Origin of the sequence: Hymenobacter sp. NBH84 (assembly GCF_014217645.1) — a bacterium.
GTDB classification, from domain to species: Bacteria; Bacteroidota; Bacteroidia; order Cytophagales; family Hymenobacteraceae; genus Hymenobacter; species Hymenobacter profundi.
Genome location: NZ_CP043644.1, coordinates 1538015 through 1558106 on the forward strand (window position 1 = coordinate 1538015; position 20092 = coordinate 1558106).

Annotated in this window: 16 protein-coding genes; 11 read left to right on the plus strand and 5 right to left on the minus strand. The window is 59.0% G+C overall.

Features of this window, described 5'->3' with window-relative positions; genetic code table 11:
• Positions 1 to 81: 81 nt before the first annotated feature.
• Positions 82 to 534, minus strand: a complete 453-nt coding sequence (locus F1C16_RS06385; RefSeq protein ID WP_185283512.1) for a hypothetical protein — start codon at positions 532 to 534, stop codon at positions 82 to 84.
• 162 nt (positions 535 to 696) lie between these two features.
• Entirely contained in the window at positions 697 to 1665 is a 969-nt protein-coding gene (locus F1C16_RS06390; protein WP_185283513.1) for an ABC transporter ATP-binding protein, read from the minus strand.
• A gap of 432 nt (positions 1666 to 2097) precedes the next feature.
• Here F1C16_RS06390 and F1C16_RS06395 point away from each other — a divergent pair, with 432 nt between their 5' ends.
• The 5 genes from F1C16_RS06395 (at position 2098) to F1C16_RS06415 (ending at position 8828) form a co-directional block, all read left to right on the plus strand.
• Positions 2098 to 2523: a hypothetical protein gene (locus F1C16_RS06395; protein ID WP_185283514.1), complete on the plus strand. Its 426-nt coding sequence runs from the start codon at positions 2098 to 2100 to the stop codon at positions 2521 to 2523.
• Positions 2524 to 2624: 101 nt separating this feature from the next.
• Positions 2625 to 5528, plus strand: coding sequence for a GEVED domain-containing protein (locus F1C16_RS06400; RefSeq protein WP_185283515.1), 2904 nt, complete (start codon positions 2625 to 2627; stop codon positions 5526 to 5528).
• A gap of 174 nt (positions 5529 to 5702) precedes the next feature.
• Positions 5703 to 6692, plus strand: a complete 990-nt coding sequence (locus tag F1C16_RS06405) for a DUF1028 domain-containing protein (RefSeq protein ID WP_185283516.1) — start codon at positions 5703 to 5705, stop codon at positions 6690 to 6692.
• A 121-nt stretch (positions 6693 to 6813) separates the two neighbouring features.
• Positions 6814 to 7353, plus strand: coding sequence for a phosphoglycerate mutase family protein (locus tag F1C16_RS06410; protein ID WP_185283517.1), 540 nt, complete (start codon positions 6814 to 6816; stop codon positions 7351 to 7353).
• Between the two features lie 89 nt (positions 7354 to 7442).
• Positions 7443 to 8828, plus strand: a complete 1386-nt coding sequence (locus F1C16_RS06415; protein WP_185283518.1) for a M20/M25/M40 family metallo-hydrolase — start codon at positions 7443 to 7445, stop codon at positions 8826 to 8828.
• Positions 8829 to 9017: 189 nt separating this feature from the next.
• Here the strand turns inward: F1C16_RS06415 and F1C16_RS06420 are convergent, their stop codons facing one another.
• Positions 9018 to 9824 (minus strand): OmpA family protein, encoded by an 807-nt coding sequence (locus tag F1C16_RS06420; RefSeq protein WP_185283519.1) that lies wholly within the window; start codon positions 9822 to 9824, stop codon positions 9018 to 9020.
• A gap of 278 nt (positions 9825 to 10102) precedes the next feature.
• Here F1C16_RS06420 and F1C16_RS06425 point away from each other — a divergent pair, with 278 nt between their 5' ends.
• From F1C16_RS06425 to F1C16_RS06435, 3 genes are all read left to right on the plus strand, one after another.
• A complete protein-coding gene (locus tag F1C16_RS06425; RefSeq protein WP_185283520.1) occupies positions 10103 to 11866 on the plus strand; it encodes a S8 family serine peptidase in 1764 nt (587 codons plus the stop codon).
• Positions 11863 to 12588 carry a hypothetical protein gene (locus F1C16_RS06430; RefSeq protein ID WP_185283521.1) on the plus strand — a complete coding sequence of 242 codons (726 nt, stop codon included), beginning with the start codon at positions 11863 to 11865 and terminating at the stop codon, positions 12586 to 12588. Before F1C16_RS06425 ends, F1C16_RS06430 begins: the two co-directional genes overlap by 4 nt.
• Before the next feature lie 174 nt (positions 12589 to 12762).
• Complete coding sequence (locus tag F1C16_RS06435; RefSeq protein WP_185283522.1) at positions 12763 to 13359, plus strand: hypothetical protein; 597 nt, start codon at positions 12763 to 12765, stop codon at positions 13357 to 13359.
• A gap of 275 nt (positions 13360 to 13634) precedes the next feature.
• On the opposite strand, the gene F1C16_RS06440 is transcribed toward F1C16_RS06435, so the two are convergent.
• Positions 13635 to 14987 carry a M23 family metallopeptidase gene (locus tag F1C16_RS06440; protein WP_185283523.1) on the minus strand — a complete coding sequence of 451 codons (1353 nt, stop codon included), beginning with the start codon at positions 14985 to 14987 and terminating at the stop codon, positions 13635 to 13637.
• Positions 14988 to 15030: 43 nt separating this feature from the next.
• Entirely contained in the window at positions 15031 to 16314 is a 1284-nt protein-coding gene (locus F1C16_RS06445; RefSeq protein ID WP_185283524.1) for a hypothetical protein, read from the minus strand.
• A gap of 324 nt (positions 16315 to 16638) precedes the next feature.
• Here F1C16_RS06445 and F1C16_RS06450 point away from each other — a divergent pair, with 324 nt between their 5' ends.
• From F1C16_RS06450 to F1C16_RS06460, 3 genes are all read left to right on the plus strand, one after another.
• Complete coding sequence (locus F1C16_RS06450) at positions 16639 to 17481, plus strand: hydroxymethylglutaryl-CoA lyase (protein WP_185283525.1); 843 nt, start codon at positions 16639 to 16641, stop codon at positions 17479 to 17481.
• Positions 17482 to 17562: 81 nt separating this feature from the next.
• Positions 17563 to 19059 (plus strand): TlpA disulfide reductase family protein, encoded by a 1497-nt coding sequence (locus F1C16_RS06455; RefSeq protein ID WP_185283526.1) that lies wholly within the window; start codon positions 17563 to 17565, stop codon positions 19057 to 19059.
• A gap of 179 nt (positions 19060 to 19238) precedes the next feature.
• Positions 19239 to 19970, plus strand: coding sequence for a (Fe-S)-binding protein (locus F1C16_RS06460; protein WP_185283527.1), 732 nt, complete (start codon positions 19239 to 19241; stop codon positions 19968 to 19970).
• Positions 19971 to 20092 lie beyond the last annotated feature (122 nt).

The following is a 20092-nucleotide window of genomic DNA, read 5'->3' on the forward strand; positions in this document are numbered from 1 at the left end:
CTAGGTAGGGTAGCGGATACAGCGTAGGAATCACGAATAATAGCCTCGTAGCAGAAGCAGCCCGGCATAGAAACGGCGACCTTATGCAGCGCGCAGGTCCGTTTCGTAGTAACAGTCCCAGTAGCCGTTGTCGAGGCGGTAGACGTTTACGCGATGGATAAGGCCCAGGCGCGGGTGCCGGGCTTTCACTTGGCCACGCCAGACGATGGTATGCGCGGGCGCATCGGGGGTAGGCTGCACGGTTTGGCCCAGCGCATAGGCGAAAGGGCGCGGAGTCAGGCCGGGGTCGGTTTCTGGCAGGACTTCTAAGACGGAGCGGGTAGGCCGACTTTCAGGAGTGGCGTCGGGCACACTACAAGCTTCTTCGTGCCAGGCCAGCGGCTCCCCGCACGTGGCGCACAGCGAGGCATCCAGGTCGGAGGTGTGTGCGGGCGTTAGTTCTGTATCTGTATCCAGCACTTCCATGGCGTCTGAGTCAGCTACGTGCATGACATCGGGTACAAACGTGGCGGTACTTTTCTTACGGGTAGCCATACGGAATCAAGTACATTTTTTAGCTAAGGTACAGCGCACTAAATATTTTAGCAACCCGAAAGCCCGCCAACACACTGTGCGTAGCGGCCAGGGTTTACTAGCGCCGACTGCCAGGTAGGGACCACAACTGGTGCAACGTTGGGCGAAGCCGCGGTCCGAAGCTCAGGATGCTGCCGCTGCTAATGCCCGCTCAAACCCCGCCATCAGCCCCGAAAGGTCTACTCGCTTGTTCGTCTCGCTGATGCCTATCTGGCTACCAGGCGCGCCGCTGAGCAGCTCCAGGGCCTCCTGCACCGAAGCAGTAGCCGGTAGGGTTGAAGCTTCTTCAGCGGCCGCGGGAGTAGCCGGCAGAAACGGCAGGACATCGGCCAAGCACAGCACGCGCAGCTGCAAGGCCAGCCGCTCGGCGGCAAAGAATTGGCGCACAAAGTCGTTGGCCGGGCAGAACAGTAGCTCCCGCGGCGTGCCCATCTGCTGAATCTGCCCACCATTCAGCAACGCAATCCGATCGGCCAACTCAAAGGCCTCCTGCACATCGTGGGTCACGAGCACAATGGTCTTGCGGCGCAGTTCGTCCAGCTCCCGGAAATCCTGCCGGATGGCGGCGCGGGTGATGGGGTCGAGGGCGCCGAAGGGCTCATCCATCAGCACAATGGGCGGATCGGCGGCTAGGGCGCGGGCAATGCCCACGCGCTGCTGCTGCCCACCTGAAAGCTGGCGCGGGTACTGCCCGGCGTATTGCGCGGGCGGAAGGTGCAGGCGCGTGAGCAGCTCTTGGGTGCGGTGGACAATCTGCTCCGGGTTGTGTTTCAGGAGCTTGGGCACCACGGCCACGTTTTCGGCTACAGTGTAGTGCGGCAGCAGCCCTACTTGCTGAATCACGTAGCCCAGGCCGCGCCGCAGCTCGGCGGGGTTCTGCTGCCGGATGTCGTGGCCGTTGATTTCAATGCTGCCGCCATCGGGCTCGATGAGGCGGTTGAGCATCTTGAGCAGCGTGGTTTTGCCGCAGCCGCTGGGGCCGAGCAGCACCAGCGTTTCGCCCGCCGTCAGAGCAAAGGAAATATCCTGCACCACGGCGCGGTCCTGGTAGCGTTTGGTCAGGTTGCGGACGTGGATAGCGGGGGTAGGCAAGGGAGTGATGAGAAGAAGGTAGGAGAGCTATGCTACAAAGCGTCAAGGTAAGCGAGAAGAAGGAAATTTTGTTTGCGGTCCATAGCATGCACCCGTCAGTGAATATAGGCTGGCTACCTAGCCCTCACGCGTAAATGGCATAGGAGGAGACCATTTTAACATTTCTCATTTTATATAAACATTCTAATTATATTTTGAATAGTAAGGTAATAATTATAGCATGCAGTCTATTTATACCACACCTGTTCTGCTTCGCTGATGCTCCTATAGCTACGAAGTAGTCAGTAGTTTATATCCAGAGGGTAGTCCATTAGTCTGCCTTCTGCCGGATGGGCAAAGGATTAGGAGAGAATAAGAGATAAAGAAGCTGGTGCCTAATGCTAGGCTCTGTATAGTTCGTGAATGAGGTGATAGGGAATTATGAAACTAACCGTGACACTGTCTATCGTGCAAGTGCTCTTTTTGGCCCTGCACTGCGTGGGGTGTGCCCAGGTGCAGCACCCAGGAAAAAGCAAGGCTTCGCAACTTACGCTGGTAGGCGAGTGGACTGTTGTTGAGCAATCGGCTACGCCAGTAAGTATTGCTACGCTGTGTCAGGCTATCCGGCCGGGCTCCACTATCACGTTTGGTCCTGCTACCCTTGCTGTATACGCTACTGCCACAGAGCCTTGTGCGGTGATGCATTATAAGGCTAATGGCCAGTTTCTCAGCTTTTCGCGGGAGGATATGGTGTGGCTCGCTACCTACCAGCTGACGGCGGAACGCTTGACTATACGCTCGCCTAACCTCTTTACGCCGGCGACTACTACGCCCGCAGGGCCAGGCTCAGAAATACAAGTTACGCTAACCAGAAAGTAAGCGCCGCACGCTCCCTGGCAGCGAAAGGGCACGCCGTGCCGTGCCGACTCTTTCCCATACTAAACCACACCATTCATCCTTTCCACTTCATTCTACATTCTATGAAAAACATCTACTGCGTATTGATTCTGCTCTTGTTTGGGGGGCTTTGGGTGCCGGCCTACGGCCAGAAACCGCTCTATTTGGGCAAATTGAAGGAAGTGGCCGCGCAATACAAAAAGCCCGTCCAGGCGGCGGTCAGTGCCAAGGGGGGAGGCGCAGCAGTGCGTCAGGCCCTACCCGAAGGCAAGGCGCTGGCGCTTACCCTCACGGCAAGCAAGCGGCAGGGAGCCGCCGAGTTGTTCTTCGGCGAAGTAACCAGCACCAAGCACAGCACGTTCTACCTGAAGGTATCGGACCGGGAGGCCACGGGCTCGGTAATACTGCGCGATGAAAAGAAATACTACCGCTTTTCCTCTACCGCCGACGGCTCGGTGTTTCTGACGGAAGAAGACATCGACAAAGTGCTGTGCGTGGGCTACCAAGACCGGGAGAACATCGCCCCTGCCACTCAATCGACTACCAGCGTAACGGTGGCAGCGGCCGTGCCGGCCCTGGAGAGCTTGCCGGGTGCTGGTGCCGTGCTGTACCTCGATTTTGACGGGCAGACGGTAACCAATACCCTGTGGAATTACAATTTCAACGACGGCAACCCCATTGAGGCAGCCCCCGCGACTCTGTCGGAACGCGAAATGACCGAGGTGTGGAAACTGGTTAGCGAGGACTACCGCCCCTTTGCCCTGAATGTAACCACGAGTGAAGCCGTGTTCAACCAGGCGCCGGCCAACCGGCGGATGCGGGTTATTTTCACGCCTACCACCGACTTCTACCCTGGGGCCGGGGGCGTAGCCTATATTGGGTCCTTCGCCTGGGGTGGCACTAGCTACGGCGAAACGCCCTGCTGGGTCTTCAACGGAGGCGTGAAAGGGGCCGGCGAAGCCGGCTCGCACGAGGGCGGACACACCCTGTATCTGGGGCACGATGGCCGCACTACCCCCGCCGAAGGCTATTTTGCTGGTCAGCAGTCTTGGGCTCCTATCATGGGAGTGGGCTATTATGTGCCGGTGGCGCAGTGGAGCAAGGGTGAGTATCCCTACGCCAACAATATGGAAGATGATCTGCTGAAAATCAGCACCATGAACGGCTTTGGCTACCGGGCCGATGACCACGGCAACGACCTGGCCTCGGCTACCCCGCTGGTGGTAGGCGCAGGCGGGGTGGTATCGGGGGCGGCCAACCAGGGTGTTATTTCCACCACAACGGATGTAGACGTCTTCTCCATCAAACACGCCGGCGGCCCGTTGGCCCTCAGCGTCCGCCCCGATCCTGCCCACCCTAACCTGGACGTGCTGCTGACCCTACGCGACGCGGCCGGCACCGTAGTAGCCACGGCCGACCCGGCCACGCTTTCGGCCTCCTTGGAAGGCACGTGGCCAGCCGGGGTGTATTATCTGACCATTGATGGTACGGTGGGCGCACTCGGGGCCAACTCCGATTATGCTTCCCTGGGCGCTTACTCCATTGCTACAAAAGACTACGAGCAACCGACGTACGCCGATGGTTGTACTAACTACGCAACGCTGATCAATAACTTTAGCTTCAGCACGTTGGCAAATGCTAATTCGGGCTGCGGAGGTGGCACGGCCAATGGCTACACCATCTATCCTCCAACTGGTACGCTCACCACTACCCTTACCCGCGGCGAAAGCTACGCCATGCAAATGCAGGCGGCCAACTACTCCATGTATTTTGGCGTGTGGATCGATTTCAACCAAGACAAGGATTTCGACGACGAAGGAGAGTTTGTATACGCCTCGCCTACTTCTTCCACGTCTCCTTTCGCAACTACCATTGCTATTCCGGCCACAGCGCGCCTGGGCACCACGCGTATGCGGGTACGGAGCACGTATAGCCCTCAGATAACGAGCGGGCAGTCATCGTCGTCGATGACCTACGGTGAGGCAGAGGACTACACCATCACCATCCGAGCTAATGAAGCGCCCGTTGTTCGTCTCACGTCGCCGGCCCCTGGCGCCAGTTTCAGTGCGCCGGCCACCATCAGCCTCACAGCCGACGCCACCGACGCCGATGGCCGCGTAGCGAAGGTGGAATTCTTTGCAGGAACCACCAAGCTAGGGGAAGTGCTGACTGCTCCTTACACCTATACTTGGAGTGGGGTAGGAGCCGGCACCTACGCCCTCACGGCCGTCGCCACCGACGAGAAAGGGCTGGCAGCTACCTCCGCGGTGGTGTCGGTAACCGTTAGCGACAATGCCGTGGCCCAGGGCTGCGGGCTAGGCTACTGGAAAAACCACCCCGACCGGTGGGGATGCTACACCCCCACTACCCTCTATCGGAGTATATTTCAGTCAGCCCCCGCCGAACTCAAGACCAAAACGCTGCTGGAAGTGCTGAAGTCCGGTGGTGGTGGCAACTACAACCTGGGCCGGCAATCGGTAGCGGCGCTGCAAAATATTTGTAGCAGCACAGTAGGCTACGGCGCGCCCTACCGGGGCGATACGCAGAAGCTTATCAACGATGTAAATGCGGCTTTCACGAGCAAGGATAAAAAAGCAGCAAACGCACTAGCGGATAAGCTCGAGAAACTCAACAGTGCCGGCTGTCCGCTGGATGGCAACTCGGCTAAGCTACTAGCCACCGCTACGAGCAGTGCCCAGCACCTCACGGATGAGGTAGGAAGTATGAATAAGCAGCTCAGCATTTATCCAAACCCCTTCACGGAGGAGGCAGTCATTGAATTCCAGCAGGCCCAAACGCAAAATTACGTGCTCGAACTCTACGACGTAACCGGGCGGCTGCTCCAGCGCATTGCTGCTGGTACCGCCGAAGCCGGCAGGAACTACCAATTCCCGGTGGACAGCCGAAACCTGGCCGAAGGTATGTACCTGGTGCGGTTGACGACGGGCGAAACGGCCCAAAGCTTCCGTTTGCTGAAGGCGAAATAAGAGGCTACTGGGCACAGCAGTAACAGGTTATACTGCTGTGCCCGGAATCTGGCAGGTACTGTAAGAAGACGCACATACGGCCCTCTCATCGCGTTTCCATTTGCCCGGAGACACGATGAGAGGGCTGTATGTGCGTCTTCTGCTTTATCTTGAAACCGACTTCACGCCATTCCTATGTTCAGCAAAACCATCCTGTGTTTTCTCGTCTTGCTTGCTAGCCGTTTCGCCTCGGCCCAGGTATACTCCGTCACCGACCCGCTGGCGCACACGTTTTCCATCGTGGCCCGCGACCTGAAAACCGGCGATATGGCCGTGGCCGTGCAGAGCCACTGGTTTTCGGTGGGTACGTCGGTGAGTTGGGGTGAGGCCGGGGTAGGCGTGGTGGCGACACAGTCTTTCACCAACAAATCCTTCGGGCCGCGCGGACTGGCCCTGCTCAAAAGCGGCAAAACCGCCCAGCAGACGCTGGATGCGCTGCTGGCCGCCGACGAAAGCCGCGACGTGCGCCAAGTCGCCATCCTCGACGCCAAGGGCAACGTGGCCACCCACACGGGCAAAAAGTGCATCGATGAGGCTGGTCACGTCAAGGGTAATCAATTTTCGGTGCAGGCCAACATGATGCTCAACAATACGGTGCCCGCCGCCATGGCCAAGGCCTACGAGCAAAACGCCACCCTACCCCTGGCCGAGCGCGTGCTGGCTGCCCTCGACGCGGCTCAGGCAGCGGGCGGCGACATCCGCGGGCGGCAGTCGGCGGCACTGCTGGTGGTGCGCGGCACCGCCACCGAAGGCCCCTGGGCCGACCGTCTCATCGACCTGCGCGTGGACGATGCCGCGGAGCCACTCCAGGAACTGCGCCGTCTGCTGAACCTGCACCGCGCCTACGAGCACATGAACGCCGGCGACCTAGCCGTGGAGAAAAATGACGTGCCCGGCGCCATCCGCGAGTATGAGGCCGCCGAGAAAATGTTTCCGCAGAACCTGGAAATGAAGTATTGGCACGCCATCAGCCTAGCTAATAAGCAGCAGGTGCCCGCAGCGCTGGCATTGCTGCGGCCTATTTTTCAGCAGGAACCCAACTGGCGCATCCTCACCGGGCGCCTACCCAAGGTAGGGCTGCTCACGGTGAGCCCCGCTGAACTGAAGCAGATTATGAGCCTGTAGAAGCGCCTTGCGGGCGCCCGTTCGCCTGCTTTGTTACTGAGCGGGCCTCATTTCGGCAGTTGTTCATTCTAACTATCTCACCCTCACGGGCGGCTACCAGGCGCCCCTACTTCCACCCGCTATGCGCAACATTCTACTTCTCTTTTTCTCTTTTCTATTGCTCGCCGGTTGCGGTAGCACGCGCTCGGCCAACCCCGGCCAGGCCAGCGTTACCACGGTGTACATCGTGCGTCACGCCGAGAAAGACCCGGGTCCCAACCTGCCGGATCCGGCCCTGACACCAGCCGGCGAACAGCGCGCCGTGGCCCTACGCGAACTGCTGGAAAGTCGCCCCGTAACGGCCATTTTTACGACCGACACCCGCCGCACCCGCGGGACGGTGGCCCCGCTGGCCACCGCGCTACGGCTGCCGCCCATTGTGTACAACCCCCGCAACCAACGGGGCTTGGCCGAGCAAATCCGGCAGGAATACGCGGGCAAAACCGTGGTGGTAGTTGGGCACTCCAATACGATTTTGCCTTTGCTGGACGAATTGCAGGTGACGCGCCCACTACAGGAAATAGCTGATAATGAGTATGATTATCTGTTTGAGGTGAAACTGCCCCGCGCTGGTGGCCCCGGTACGGTGGCAGTGCAGCACTACGGCGCCGGGGCGAAATAAGGCGCTTTCGTTTCTTCCCCTGGGCAGGCTTTCTATATTGCGACTTCGTTCTGACTGCTTTTCTGACTCTCTACCATACCCCTCACTACATGCGCTTTCTCTCTCGCGGGGTAGCGGCCGTGGCCCTGGCGGCCCTGCTGGCTCCCGCTGCCCAGGCCCAGTCTGCCTCCAAAATCGACTCGCTGGCCATCCGCACTATTTACGACGAGGCCCTGCTGCGCGGGCAGAGCTACGAGAACCTGCGCCAGCTCACCAGCCAGGTAGGCGGCCGCCTCAGCGGCTCGCCGGAGGCGCAAAAGGCCGTGGAATGGGGCAAAGCCGCCATGGAAAAGGCCGGCTTCGACCGTGTGTATTTACAGGAAGTAATGGTGCCGCATTGGGTACGCGGCGCCAAAGAGAAGGCCGAAGCCAAAGTCGGTAGCAAAGCCACTAAGTTCAACGTATGCGCCCTGGGCGGTTCGGTAGCCACCAAAGGCAAGCTGAAAGCAGGCGTGGTGGAAGTGACCAGTTGGGACCAGCTAGCCGCCATGCCCGACAACCAGGTGAAGGGTAAGTTCATCTTCTATAATCGCCCCATGAACCCTACCTTCATCGAGACGGGTAGGGCCTACGGCGACGCCGGCGACCAGCGCCGCCGCGGGGCCATCGAAGCGGCCAAGCGCGGCGCGGTGGGTGCCCTGGTGCGTAGCCTCTCCCTGGCCCACGACGACTACCCGCACACCGGCACCATGAGCTACGACGACAAGGTGAACAAGGTACCTGCCGCCGCCCTCAGCACCAATGGCGCCGACCAGCTCAGCCAACTCCTCAAAGCCAATCCTACCCTCACCTTCGAGCTGGAAATGGCATGCCAGCAGCTACCCGAGGTGAAAAGCTACAACGTGGTAGGCGAGCTGAAAGGCTCGAAATATCCCGACGAAATCATCAGCGTAGGCGGCCACCTCGACTCTTGGGACCTGGCCCAAGGCGCCCACGACGATGGCACCGGCATTGTGCAAAGCATGGAAGTACTACGCCTGTTAAAAGCCACCGGCCTGCGCCCCGAGCGCACCGTGCGCGCCGTATTCTTTATGAATGAGGAAAACGGCACCCGCGGCGGCCTGAAATACGCCGAGTTAGCTAAAGCTGCCAACGAAAAGCACGTGGCCGCTATGGAATCGGACGGAGGTGGGTTTACGCCCCGCGGCTTCGGGGTAGAGGCAGACCCCGCCACGCTGGCTAAAATCCAGAGTTGGGCACCGTTGTTCGTGCCCTACCACAGCGAGGAAATCGGCCCCGGCCACGGCGGCACCGACATCGGCCCGCTGAAAGGCCAGGTGAAAGCCCTCATCGGTTACGATTGCGACGACCAGCGCTACTTCGACATCCACCACACCGCCGCCGACACCTTCGACAAGGTAAACCGCCGCGAGCTGGAAATGGGAGGCGCCAGCATGGCCGCCCTCATCTACCTCATCAGCAAATACGGGCTGTGAGAAGTGGTGAAGTTGCGAGGTTGTGAAATAGTGAATAGCAAAACGGCTGTCATCCTGAGCGGAGCGAAGGACCTTATCACGTTAGAACAAGTCGTTGTTACGCTTGTCGCTCTGACGTGATAAGGTCCTTCGCTCCGCTCAGGATGACAGCCGTATTTTTACTTCGCCACTGTACAACCTCACCACTTTCTAATTCTGCTCCAAAATCTGGAACAACTCGTCCAGTTTTGGGGTCAGAATGATGTCTGTGCGGCGGTTGAGTGCACGGTTTTGGGCCGAATTATTGGCTACAATCGGCAAATATTTCGAGCGGCCCGAGGGGGTTACCTGGTCGGGGTTGAGGCCGTTGGTAGTGAGCAGGCGGGTAATTTCCGTGGCACGCAGCACGCTCAGGTCCCAGTTGTCTTGCATACCGGCAGTGCCGCGGGCAATCGGCACATCGTCGGTGTGGCCTTCTACTAGTACGTTCACGTCTTTGTTGCCTTGCAGCGCGGTTGCCAGCTTTTTAAGGGCATCCTGACCTTTGGGGTCCACCTTAGTAGAGCCCGATTTGAACAGCAATTGCTCCGAAAGCGATACGTATACTTTGCCGTTTTTGAGCTGCACCTGCAAATCATTGGCGTTGAAGCCTAGCAGTGCGTCGGCTACGCGCTGCCGCAAATTTTGCACCCGCTCCTGCTGCTCGTCTAGCACGCGCTGTAGCTCCGCAATGCGAGCCTCACGCTCCTTGAGCTGTTGCTGCGTCATGCCCAGGTTCTCGTTGAGCTGACTTACCTGCTGGTTTTTATTGAGCAGGCTGGAGCGCAATTCTTCTTCCGAACGCGTTTTTTCCTGAGCCAGCGCATCTTTTTCGGCTTGTAATTGCTCCCGCGAACGGGTTAATTCTTGGTTTTGCTGCTGAAGGGCAGCAATTTCTTTTTTGTTACATCCGGGGGCAATCAAGAGGGTGCCGCCCAGAAGAGCAGTCAATGCCACACGGGAAAGAGGAGAGGTCATGTATTTAAGATTCAGGGGATAAACAAAGTGATAGGCCGGCTACCGTTGGGCTTACTGGCGAACTGTGTTGTATACGCAAAAACTCTGGCCGGGATGATATATTGTGCTTTTCCGGGAAAGGTAAGTTGCATAGAGCAGTTGGCCATCAGCAATAATAGTAGGAAAAATGAATATCTACAGATGCGCTAATCTTGACTGATGATGCATTCGTTCTTGGCCAACGGGTATGCCATTCGCGTTGTACCTTACGCCTCGTTTCGTTTTGGCTTTTGAACTTTGTGAGTAAACGCATTTACTTCTTGTGTTGCCAGTTGCTGTTGGGGGTAGGTGTATGGCTACCTTCGACAGGAAAGGCGCAGGCACCCACCACCCGCTATTGGGTGCAGTTGCGCGATAAAAAAGGCGTTGATTTTAATCCTAAAGCCTATTTCGTCCCAGCGGCACTAGCCCGACGTGTGCGTCAGCATCTGCCCACGGCTGATAGCACCGACTACCCCGTACGCCCGGCCTACCTGCACGCCCTCTCTGCCACTGCTGACTCGGTGACCCTGGTGAGCCGGTGGTTGAATGGGGTAGTGTGCCGGGCTACGCCAGCTCAGGCGCAGGTACTGCGCCGGTTGCCGGGCGTGCTCAGCGTGACGCTGTTGCCGGAACGTCAGCTACAACTAGCAGCGCACACCACAGCAGCGGAAGGAGCTTCTATGCAGATTTCGACCGTCAACCGCCAGTTGGCCCGTCGTCAGACGGAGAGTCTGGGCGCCGTGCAACTCCGCCGGGCCCACCTCAACGGCCGCGGCCTTCGCATTGCCATCTTCGATGCGGGCTTCAATGGGGTAGACAGCCACCCGGCGTTTGAGCATCTGCGCACCGAAAAGCGCATTGTGGCGACGTATGATTTTCTTAAACGTCAGCCCAACGTGTACCACGGAGCCAACCACGGCGGCGAGGTACTGTCCTGCGTGGCAGGCGCCCTACCCGATGGCAGCTACCTGGGCCTGGCCCCCGGTGCCGAGTTTCTGCTGGCCCGCACCGAGCAGATGTTTCGGGAGCGATATGCCGAGGAAGAAGCCTGGCTGGCCGCCGCCGAGTGGGCCGACCGCCAAGGCGTCGATATCATCAACTCCTCTTTAGGGTACACCAACCGCCGCTACTTTCCCGAGCAGATGAACGGCCGCATCAGCCTGATTGCCCGCGCGGCCGAAATGGCGGCGCGCAAAGGCATCTTGGTGGTGAATGCCGCCGGCAACGACGGCGAGGACGAGGACTGGCACACCATTGGCACGCCCGCCGACGGCGACTCGGTGCTGACCGTCGGAGGACTCGACCCCGACACGTACCTGCACAGCGACTTTAGCAGCTATGGCCCCGGTGCCGGTCGGCGGCTGAAGCCCAACGTGGTGGCTTTCGGCACAGCCCTGGTGGCCGCACCCGGTGGGTATGAGCGCATTGAGGGAACCTCGTTTGCCAGTCCGCTGATAGTAGGGCTGGCGGCGTGTGTATGGCAGCAACAGCGTCAGCTCACGGCAATGGAGGTGTTTCGAAAGTTGGAAAAGGCAGGGGAATTATATCCGTATTATGATTACGCCCACGGCTACGGCCGTCCGCAAATTGCGTCTCTGCTGGCGCCGGCTGGCCTAGCGGCTACTCCGGAGCCTACCTTCGATTTTGTGCGACACGATTCGGTGGTGGCCGTTGTCATTCGGGTGGCCGCGGCAACGGTGCCCGCGCGCACGCTACCGCTCTACGCCGATTCGGTGCGGGCCGTGACGCCGGCCGCGCGCCCCAACGAAGTGCCCGCTCTGGGGAAGGAATCGACCGTGCCTATCCCTGAGGCACCCGCCGAAGAGGAACCCGTGCTTCAGGAGCCGCCGCGCTACCTCTACTGGCACATTGCCAACCGCCAGGGCGTGCTGCGCCGCTATGAGGTGCGCGATGTGACTCAGCGGGCCGTGCTGGAAGTGCCCCTGCGCCTGCTCCAGCCCGGCGACATGCTACGCGTGCACTATTGGGGCTTCACGCAAACCTACACTGCTACGCCATGATGCTGGTACTGAAACGAGTAGGCTTGCTGGGCTTGCTGCTGGCCTGGTGGCTACCCGCCGCCCAGGCACAACGAATACTACTGCGCGCCAATGTCGCCAACGATACTACCTACGAGATCTATGGCCCCAACCGGGCTTTTTACAATCATTTTTACTTCGGCTACGCAGCTGTGGTGGGGCCCTCGGCCGGTACGGGGGCAGAGCTGGAATACGGCCGCTCAGCGGACATCTTTGTGGGTCTGCGCAACAAGTGGCGCCTGAACCAAACGCTATCCTTAGGCGCCGATCTGCGCTACGACCGCCTGGCGTACTACCTGCGTCAGAACGACCAGAAAGTGCTGCCCACTTCTGCGCAGCACCATACAGAGTATCTGGCGCTGCACCAGGCGCAGGCCCACGGCTTTGTGCGCATCAACTACGGCCGACGCGGCAACGCCATTGGGCGCTACGTGGACCTACTGGGCTGGGGCGGCTGGGTGATGGGTAGCACGCACTTCTACGAGGACCGCCCCGGCCCGAATGGAGCCCGCAAGCAGCGCGTATCCGAGCGGGGGCTGAGCTATGTGCGGCGCTGGCCGTACGGCGTAGGTGCCCGCGCCGGCATCGGGCGCTTTGCGCTGGTAGGCCGCTACCGCCTGGCCGATACCTTCACTTCCAGTGCCCAAACGCGCTACCCCGAGCTACCCCGCTGGACGCTTGGGCTGGAGTTGAGCTGGTTGTAAGAACGCGTCGGGCATGTGACCCTGACATTACCTGATGCGTATAAGAAAGGCAGAAAAGAACGCGCCCGATAGCCAATTCTGGTATAAAATTCGCGGTCGGGCGCGGTGGGTTGATTTGTGAAGCGAGTCAGCCGCGTATCTTGCCGCATGATTTTAATTGGCCACGGCCGCACAATGAAAAAACTTCTTCTCTCCGGTGTCGCCGCTGCTTTGTTGCTCCAGGTCACTTCCTGCATCAATACCGAGCGCGAAGTAGGAAACTCCAAGAATGCCGACAAAGTGTATTCGCCGCCTACGGAAAGCAACCGCCTTACCACCCGCAGCATCTTGAATACGGTGCGCACCACGCACTATTTTTCCAGCGCCAAAACCAAGGATAACTTCATTCTGCAACTGCAAGGCGCAAAGATTCTGAATGCCCAGGCCCGCTTCATCATCCTGACCAGCACCGGCGATACGTTGCGTAAGGAAATGATTCCGGCCGTTGCCCTCATTGAAGCCCGCAACCTGGAAGACCCGCAGGCAGCTACCACCCGCGCCAAGGAAATTGCGATTTTGCAGGCCATGAACACCTTCTTTGCCGACGACCGGTTTACGCAGCCGGCTGTGCCGCGTGCCGCTACCCAGCCCGCCAACGTAGATGCCGAAAACTGGCGCGCCGTGAAAGCCGATACCAAAGCCGTGGGCTTCGACTATACCTCGAATACCGGCCGCGAGCGGCGCATCGCCTATGCCAAAACGTTGGGCAAAGCCGTCGTTATTGCCGAGTAGTTGTTGTCAAAATTGATACAAAAAAGCCGCCCTGCATACACTGCGGGGCGGCTTTTGTGTTTTGAGCAGCACTAAGTTGAAGTGCCGCCAACGCAAACGCGGCACACCCTCCGAAGAGAATATGCCGCGCTGTACTCCAATCACCGGCTCGAAGGTAGAGCGTGGCGCATGAGCGAAAGATGAAGTTGCTGAGTTTATTGTTGAGTTATCTTTTGCAAACCTTCGGCTGCTATGCGGTCCTAAGCGTATCTGAACAGCTAACAGCTAACAGCTCATCAGGAAGCAGGCGTTTTTGTCAGCCAGCCCAGGCTGCCGCTGGCGGCGCGTACTAGCTGGTAGCCACCAAATTCGCCCAGCACAGCTACTTTGGTTTGGGCGGGTAGGGTGTCCAGCATCGGTGCCGTGGGGAGGGGGGTAGCCAGGAGGTCGGTGGAGCGGGTGAGACTCTCGCGACGCAGGGGCGTGGTAGCGGGTACCACGGCGCGGGCCGCCACGTAGCCCAGTTGGCCATCGGGGTGTTGTACACGGTACCAGTCAGTTTGGCTGCCTACCACCAATAGGGGAGTGTGGCGGGGCAACGCTGCTACGCGCCCGGCTTTCTTTGCGGGACTGTACTGTAAATCAGTGCTTTTATCCTGCACACGCACCCACTCACCCAGGCGCTCTGTCTTGGTGCGCGGCGCGGCCGGGGTAGCATCGGCATGGCGAATGAAAGGGTAGGGGTCTACAGCCCCGCGTCCGCCCCGGTAGATGCCAAAATGCAGGTGAGGCGGTGTGGTGCGGGCGTTGCCAGTGTTACCTACCAGGCCCAGCGTGTCGCCCTGGCGCACTTGCTGGCCGGGCTGCACGAGTTGTTTGTCGAGGTGAGCGTAGTAGATGTGCTGACCGTGCTCAGCATCGGCCAGCCACACCACGTTGCCGCCGAGGTTGGTTACGCCGGTGCGCGTCACGTAGCCATCTATGGCGGCCACGGCAGGCGTACCGCGTTTGGCAAAGATGTCGATGCCCTCGTGGCGGCGCTTGCCCCCGTCGCGGTTGGCGCCCCAAAAGCTGCCTACTGCCACGTCGCTCTTACCCTTCACCGGAAAGCCCAGCGAAGGCGCCCGCTGAATGCGAACGGTATAGCGGCCGTCGCGCAGCAACTCGGGCTGCACGCGCAGCAGGTGCTGGTGGTCATCTTTCACGTCGTAGCTGAAGGTAAGCGCTGTGGTATCAGCCGAGGTGATGGGCTGGGGGGTAGGGCGGTCGGGGTTCAGCTCGAACGCATCCAGAAACACACGGGCATCGGTGCCGGGACTTAGGGTGAGCGTCACGCGAATGGTTTCGCCGGCCCGTACGGCGTAGCGGTATGCGGCTGCGGAGGCTTTATCGGCCCGAAAAATGCCGGTTTCCCGGAAGGGCAGCGTCACGACCAGCGAATCGCGCAGGGCCTGGTCGGCTGCTTGGAGCCAGTCGCGGCCCAGGGCGGTTTCGTCGAGGCGGGTTTGGTGCAGTTGGCGGGCATAGGCCTCGTGCGGGGTACGGGGTTGATTGAAAATGCCTTGCAGGGTTTGCTGCTTGCCGCAGGAAGAAACTAAAATAAGTAGAAAGAGCCAGGCAGCAAAGCGGTGTGCGGAGGATAGGAGCATGAAGGAAGACGTAAATCTTCCTCTCAACTTCCCGCGTCCCAAACTAGTTCGGTGGGGTAGGGAGCAACTGCTGAGTTGGGTCCGGAGGTTGCTGGTAGTACCCTGTGAGACCCCGCGTAATACCCCACAAGTTGAGTAGCTGCGCCTGTACGGTGGTCTGAGCGGGATCAGTAGCCACGTTCCAGCTCAAAACGGGGCACGCTTGCGGCAATTGCACTACGCCGGCTGGTGCGTGGGCCAGATAGGATAGCGCCTGTTGCTCGCAGTTGTTGTTATCAACCGGCGAGATGTGCAGCCGGTCGGCATTTAGAAAGATAGCAGAGAATACACCCAGGAGCACTATGTAGCCTACCCGCAGCCGGCCCATGGGTAGGTAGCGCCACACGTAGTAGGAGGAGGCACCGTATAGGCACACCATGCCCAGAATAATGGGTAGCACCGTATCGCGGCGGAGCAGCAGCGGCCGGTAGGGGCGGTAGCCACCCAGCGGAAGCAGCAGAATATAGACTAGGGCAAATAGGGCCAGCCAGCGCAGACTGCGGAGCAGGTGCTGCCCCTCGGAAGTAGCTGGCAGTACCCGCCGAATCAGCTGCGCATTGAGCAGGAGCATGACCAGCAACAGAGGAAGGCCCAACTTCACCGTGAACTGCCGGAAAAAACCCAGTGGCAACCGCTGATACCGCTCCCACAGCGAGGGTAGTACGGTAGGGTTCTCGCTGTTGTTAAGGCCAATGTACAACGAGTAGACGCACAACAGGCCCAGCAAGCTGAGCAGCAAAATGGGCTGCCAGGAAGACCATAAAAACGTCTTATCTACTTGCGCCTGGCGGCGAAGCGCATAGAGCACAATGCCAGGTAGCAACACGGCCACTGCCCCTAGCACAACGGAGCCGTTGAAGGCTACTACCATCGTCAGGCCGATCAAGGCGATTAGCTCAACCCACCGGAGTGGCCGCCATACGCCGTGCTGTGCGGCCCGATAAAAAGGCAATAGCAGCAGCAGCAGTAGTGCCATAGGTAGGGCGTAAAACGCGGCGTAAGTAGTGGCATGGTCAATGATGCCCATCTGGAGGTTGTAGCCTGCCGTCTGAAACAAAGGGAGCAACAGCGCCATGACCAGCCACAGCCCTCGATGATTCAGCTTGCTGGCACCCGTGGCGTAAACAGCCAACAAGTAGAGTAGCAACAGGTGCGTGAGCAGCTTCAACAGAGCGATGGCAACATACACGCTCTGGATGGGAGCAAGGAAGTGCTGCAACCAGCCGGGTACGTGCCGAAAGTATTGGTTGAGCAGCACATGCGCGAAAAAAACGGTTAGGAGCGGCATACACGGCATCATGCGTAAGCACGGCCCACCCAAATGGGTCGTGTAGTACCCGCGCATACCACCCCGATGGTACCACGATGGCGGCCAGGTCGCCATCTATAGGGAGGTGCATGTATTGATAAAAAGAACGGCCCAGCCAGGCCAGCACGAATACAATAAGTACGCTGAATAAAGAGCGTTTCCACATCGGCCCAATAGTATACATAGGCCACGAAGCTAGGCGCAGCAGCACGTATATCCTAGTTCTAGGCAACAGGGCCGAAGTCGCTGGTCGGGTTCGTAGTACTTTTGCGTATACCTACCCCCACCCACGTATCACCGTCCATGCAACTCATTGAATGCCCCCGCGACGCCATGCAAGGCCTGGCCGACTTCATCCCTACGGCCACTAAAATTTCCTACCTCAACCAGTTGCTGCGCGTCGGCTTCTCGGCGTTGGATTTCGGTAGTTTCGTGTCGGCCAAGGCCATTCCGCAGCTGCGCGATACGGCCGAGGTGCTGGCCGGCCTCGACACCGGCAACTCGCCCACCGAGCTGCTGGCCATTGTGGCCAACCTGCGCGGGGCCGAAACGGCGGCTGGCTTCTCCGAAATTGCCTACCTCGGCTTCCCGCTTTCCCTGTCCGAAACCTTCCAGCGGCGCAACACCAACAAAACCATTGCGGAGGCCCTGGAAGAGGTAGCGCAGATGCAGGCATTGTGCGGGCGGGTAGGCAAAACGTTAGTTGTGTACCTGTCGATGGGTTTTGGAAATCCCTACGGTGAGGCGTGGCACCCGGATATTGTGGCGGAGTTCACACGCCGGCTAGCGGCGCTGGGCGTGCGCATTGTGGCCCTGTCGGATACCATTGGGGTGAGTACAGCCGCCACCATCACGCCCTTGTTTGAAACCCTGCTTCCGGCTTTCCCCGACATCACCTTCGGGGCGCACTTACACACCACCCCCGATGCCTGGCAGGAAAAGGTAGCCGCCGCCTACCACGCCGGCTGCCGCCGCTTCGATGGGGCGCTGGGCGGCTACGGCGGCTGCCCAATGGCCACAGACGAGCTGACCGGCAACATGCCCACCGAGCACTTAGTAGCCTACCTGCAAACCCAGGGCGAGGCGCTGGGCCTGGACATGCAGGCTTTCCAAGAGGCGCAGGTAGCGGCTGGGCAAGTATTTTAAGCGCGCTATATTGATTGTCAGGTAGTATGCGTTAGTTGTGAGATATTGAATTGATTCACAACTACCTATTACGCTATGCTGATGTGTCGGATTCTATTGCTCGCTGTGGTATTTGCTTTGTTTGCTAGTAGTAGCAGCTATGCCCAGCGGCGGGAAGCACTGCTGATTGCTAGTAAAGATGGGGACGCTATTCACCCTGCATGGCCTGATATTCTGCAAAAAGGCAAAGATCACTTGGAAAACCACTCAGTAGAACCCGGCGATACGCTGCGCATCACATTCGACGAGAATTCTTATCTGCCGGTACCCGTTTACTTTTACATGGATCTGGATAAGCCGCAGGAGCAGCCGGTACTGCTGGTGATGCCCGGTGATATTATTACCGTCCGATACAATGAGTCAGCTACGAAGTATTCCTTTTCCGGTAAATACCCCGCTGAACTGCAAATCTATCACGACCTCTGGCGCGGCGTGTTCAGCCTGGGTGATTTGAGCAACTGGGGCAGCGTACATTTCCAAAGTGACAGCCTTGTTTGGATGCCGCCTACCCTGGAGGAATATATGCGTTACTGGCAGCGCCTGCGCCGCACCGGCGACAGCCTGGTGGCCATAGTACGTACCCGGCCCGGCATCCGGCCGGTGGTAGCTACTACCCTGACGCGGGAGTTGCAGCTTCGCACCTTCATCTACCTGCTCAAGGGTATAAGCTACCACGCGCTCTACCCCGCTAATCCCTCTGTACCCCGCCTGACTGATACCACGCACAAGAAGACGATGATACCCTCGTTTCCGGCAGCGTACCAGGATTCGGTGCGGGCGTACACGCGGCTATTGCGAAGTATGCAATTGCTGCCAGCCACAGCCTCGCGCGAGCGGCTGGAGGTGTTAAAGGGCTTTGCTATTTATGTAGCGCTGCTTGTAAATAAGCCACCTACCACAGCCGGGCAGTATGCTGCCGCGAAGCGAGAATATAAAGGCTTGGAGCGGGAGTGGGTGTGCTACTCGATATTAGAAGATGCCCAATTCATGCACCGCCCCATCGGCCCGCTGCTGAAAGACTACCGCACCTGGGTGATGCCGGAAAGCCGTTTCGTACGCAGCCTCACCCATCAGGATCAATTCACGCTGGTGATGCCCAACCAGCAAATGGCTACCACCGATACCTTGGTAGCCCCCGACGGCTCCCGCCAAACGCTGGCCGCGCTGCTGGCCCGGCACCGTGGCAAAGTCATCTACCTCGATCTGTGGGCCAGCTGGTGCGCACCCTGTATCATGGAATTTCCCGCCACGGCAGCGCTGCGCCGCCACTACCAGGGCAAGCCGGTAGTAGTCATTCAGCTCTCTACTGACAAAGACAAGCAGGCGTGGCAGCAGGCCGGCAAGAAGTTTCTCGCGGGCGTGCGGGAGCAGTATCATTTCGCTAGTCCTACCACGGCTGGCTTCCTGAAACGCTTCACTGTCAACAGCATTCCGCGCTACGTACTACTGGATAAGTACGGCATCGTGCGCTACGCCGACGCCCTGCGCCCCAACGACCCCGAGCTAAAGCCCCTCATTGCCGATTTGCTGGCGCGGTGAGTTTTCCTAGCTATTGGCCGTTAGCTGATAGCGTTTCGGTAGAAGACAATCGAGACAGCATAAGAGCTTGCATTGCTTGGCTGCCCCTACCTTTGCAGGGCATTGTTGTCCTTTTCCAGATTCGGCTACCGTTTCGCAGTGAAAAAGCTAGCAGCCAGTAGCCAATAGCCAAACATCCTATGCCTGCCGTCGACCTCTTCATTCCTTGCTTCGTTGATCAGCTTTTTCCTACCACGGCCATGAATATGGTGAAGGTATTGGAAGCCGTGGGTTGCGAGGTGCACTACAACGGCAACCAAACCTGCTGCGGCCAGCCAGCCTACAATGCGGGCTTCAAGGCCGAAAGCTGCGAGGTAGCCACCAAGTTTCTGAAGGATTTTCCCAACGAGCCGGGCCGCTACGTGGTCAGCCCGTCGGCTTCGTGCGTGGGCATGGTGCGCAACACCTACACCGAGCTGTTTGAAGGCACACCGCTGCAAACTCAGCACTACGGTCTGCAACGGCGCGTGTTCGAGCTGACCGAGTTTCTGGTAGATGTGCTGGGCATCACCACCATTCCCGGCGCTGCCCTACCCGGCCAGTACACCTACCACGACTCCTGCTCGGCCCTGCGCGAGTGCGGTATTCGGGAGGCGCCGCGCCAGCTGCTCGACAGCGTGCAAGGCCTCACGCGCCTGGAAATGGCCGAAACTGAAACCTGCTGCGGCTTCGGGGGCACGTTCGCTGTCAAGTTTCAGGCAATTTCCGTGGCCATGGCTGAGCAAAAGGTGGAGCACGCCCTGGCCACCGGCGCCGACTACCTCATCAGCACCGATACCAGTTGCCTGATGCACCTCGACGCCTACATCCGCCGCGAGAAAAAGCCCATCAAAACCCTGCACGTGGCCGATGTGCTGGCCAGTGGGTGGTAGAGAGCAACGGTAGCAATAAATAAATAGACAGAAAACGGGGGTCATCCTGAGTGTAGCGAAGGACCTTATCACGTTAGTACGACTGTCGTACTAACGTGATAAGGTCCTTCGCTACACTCAGG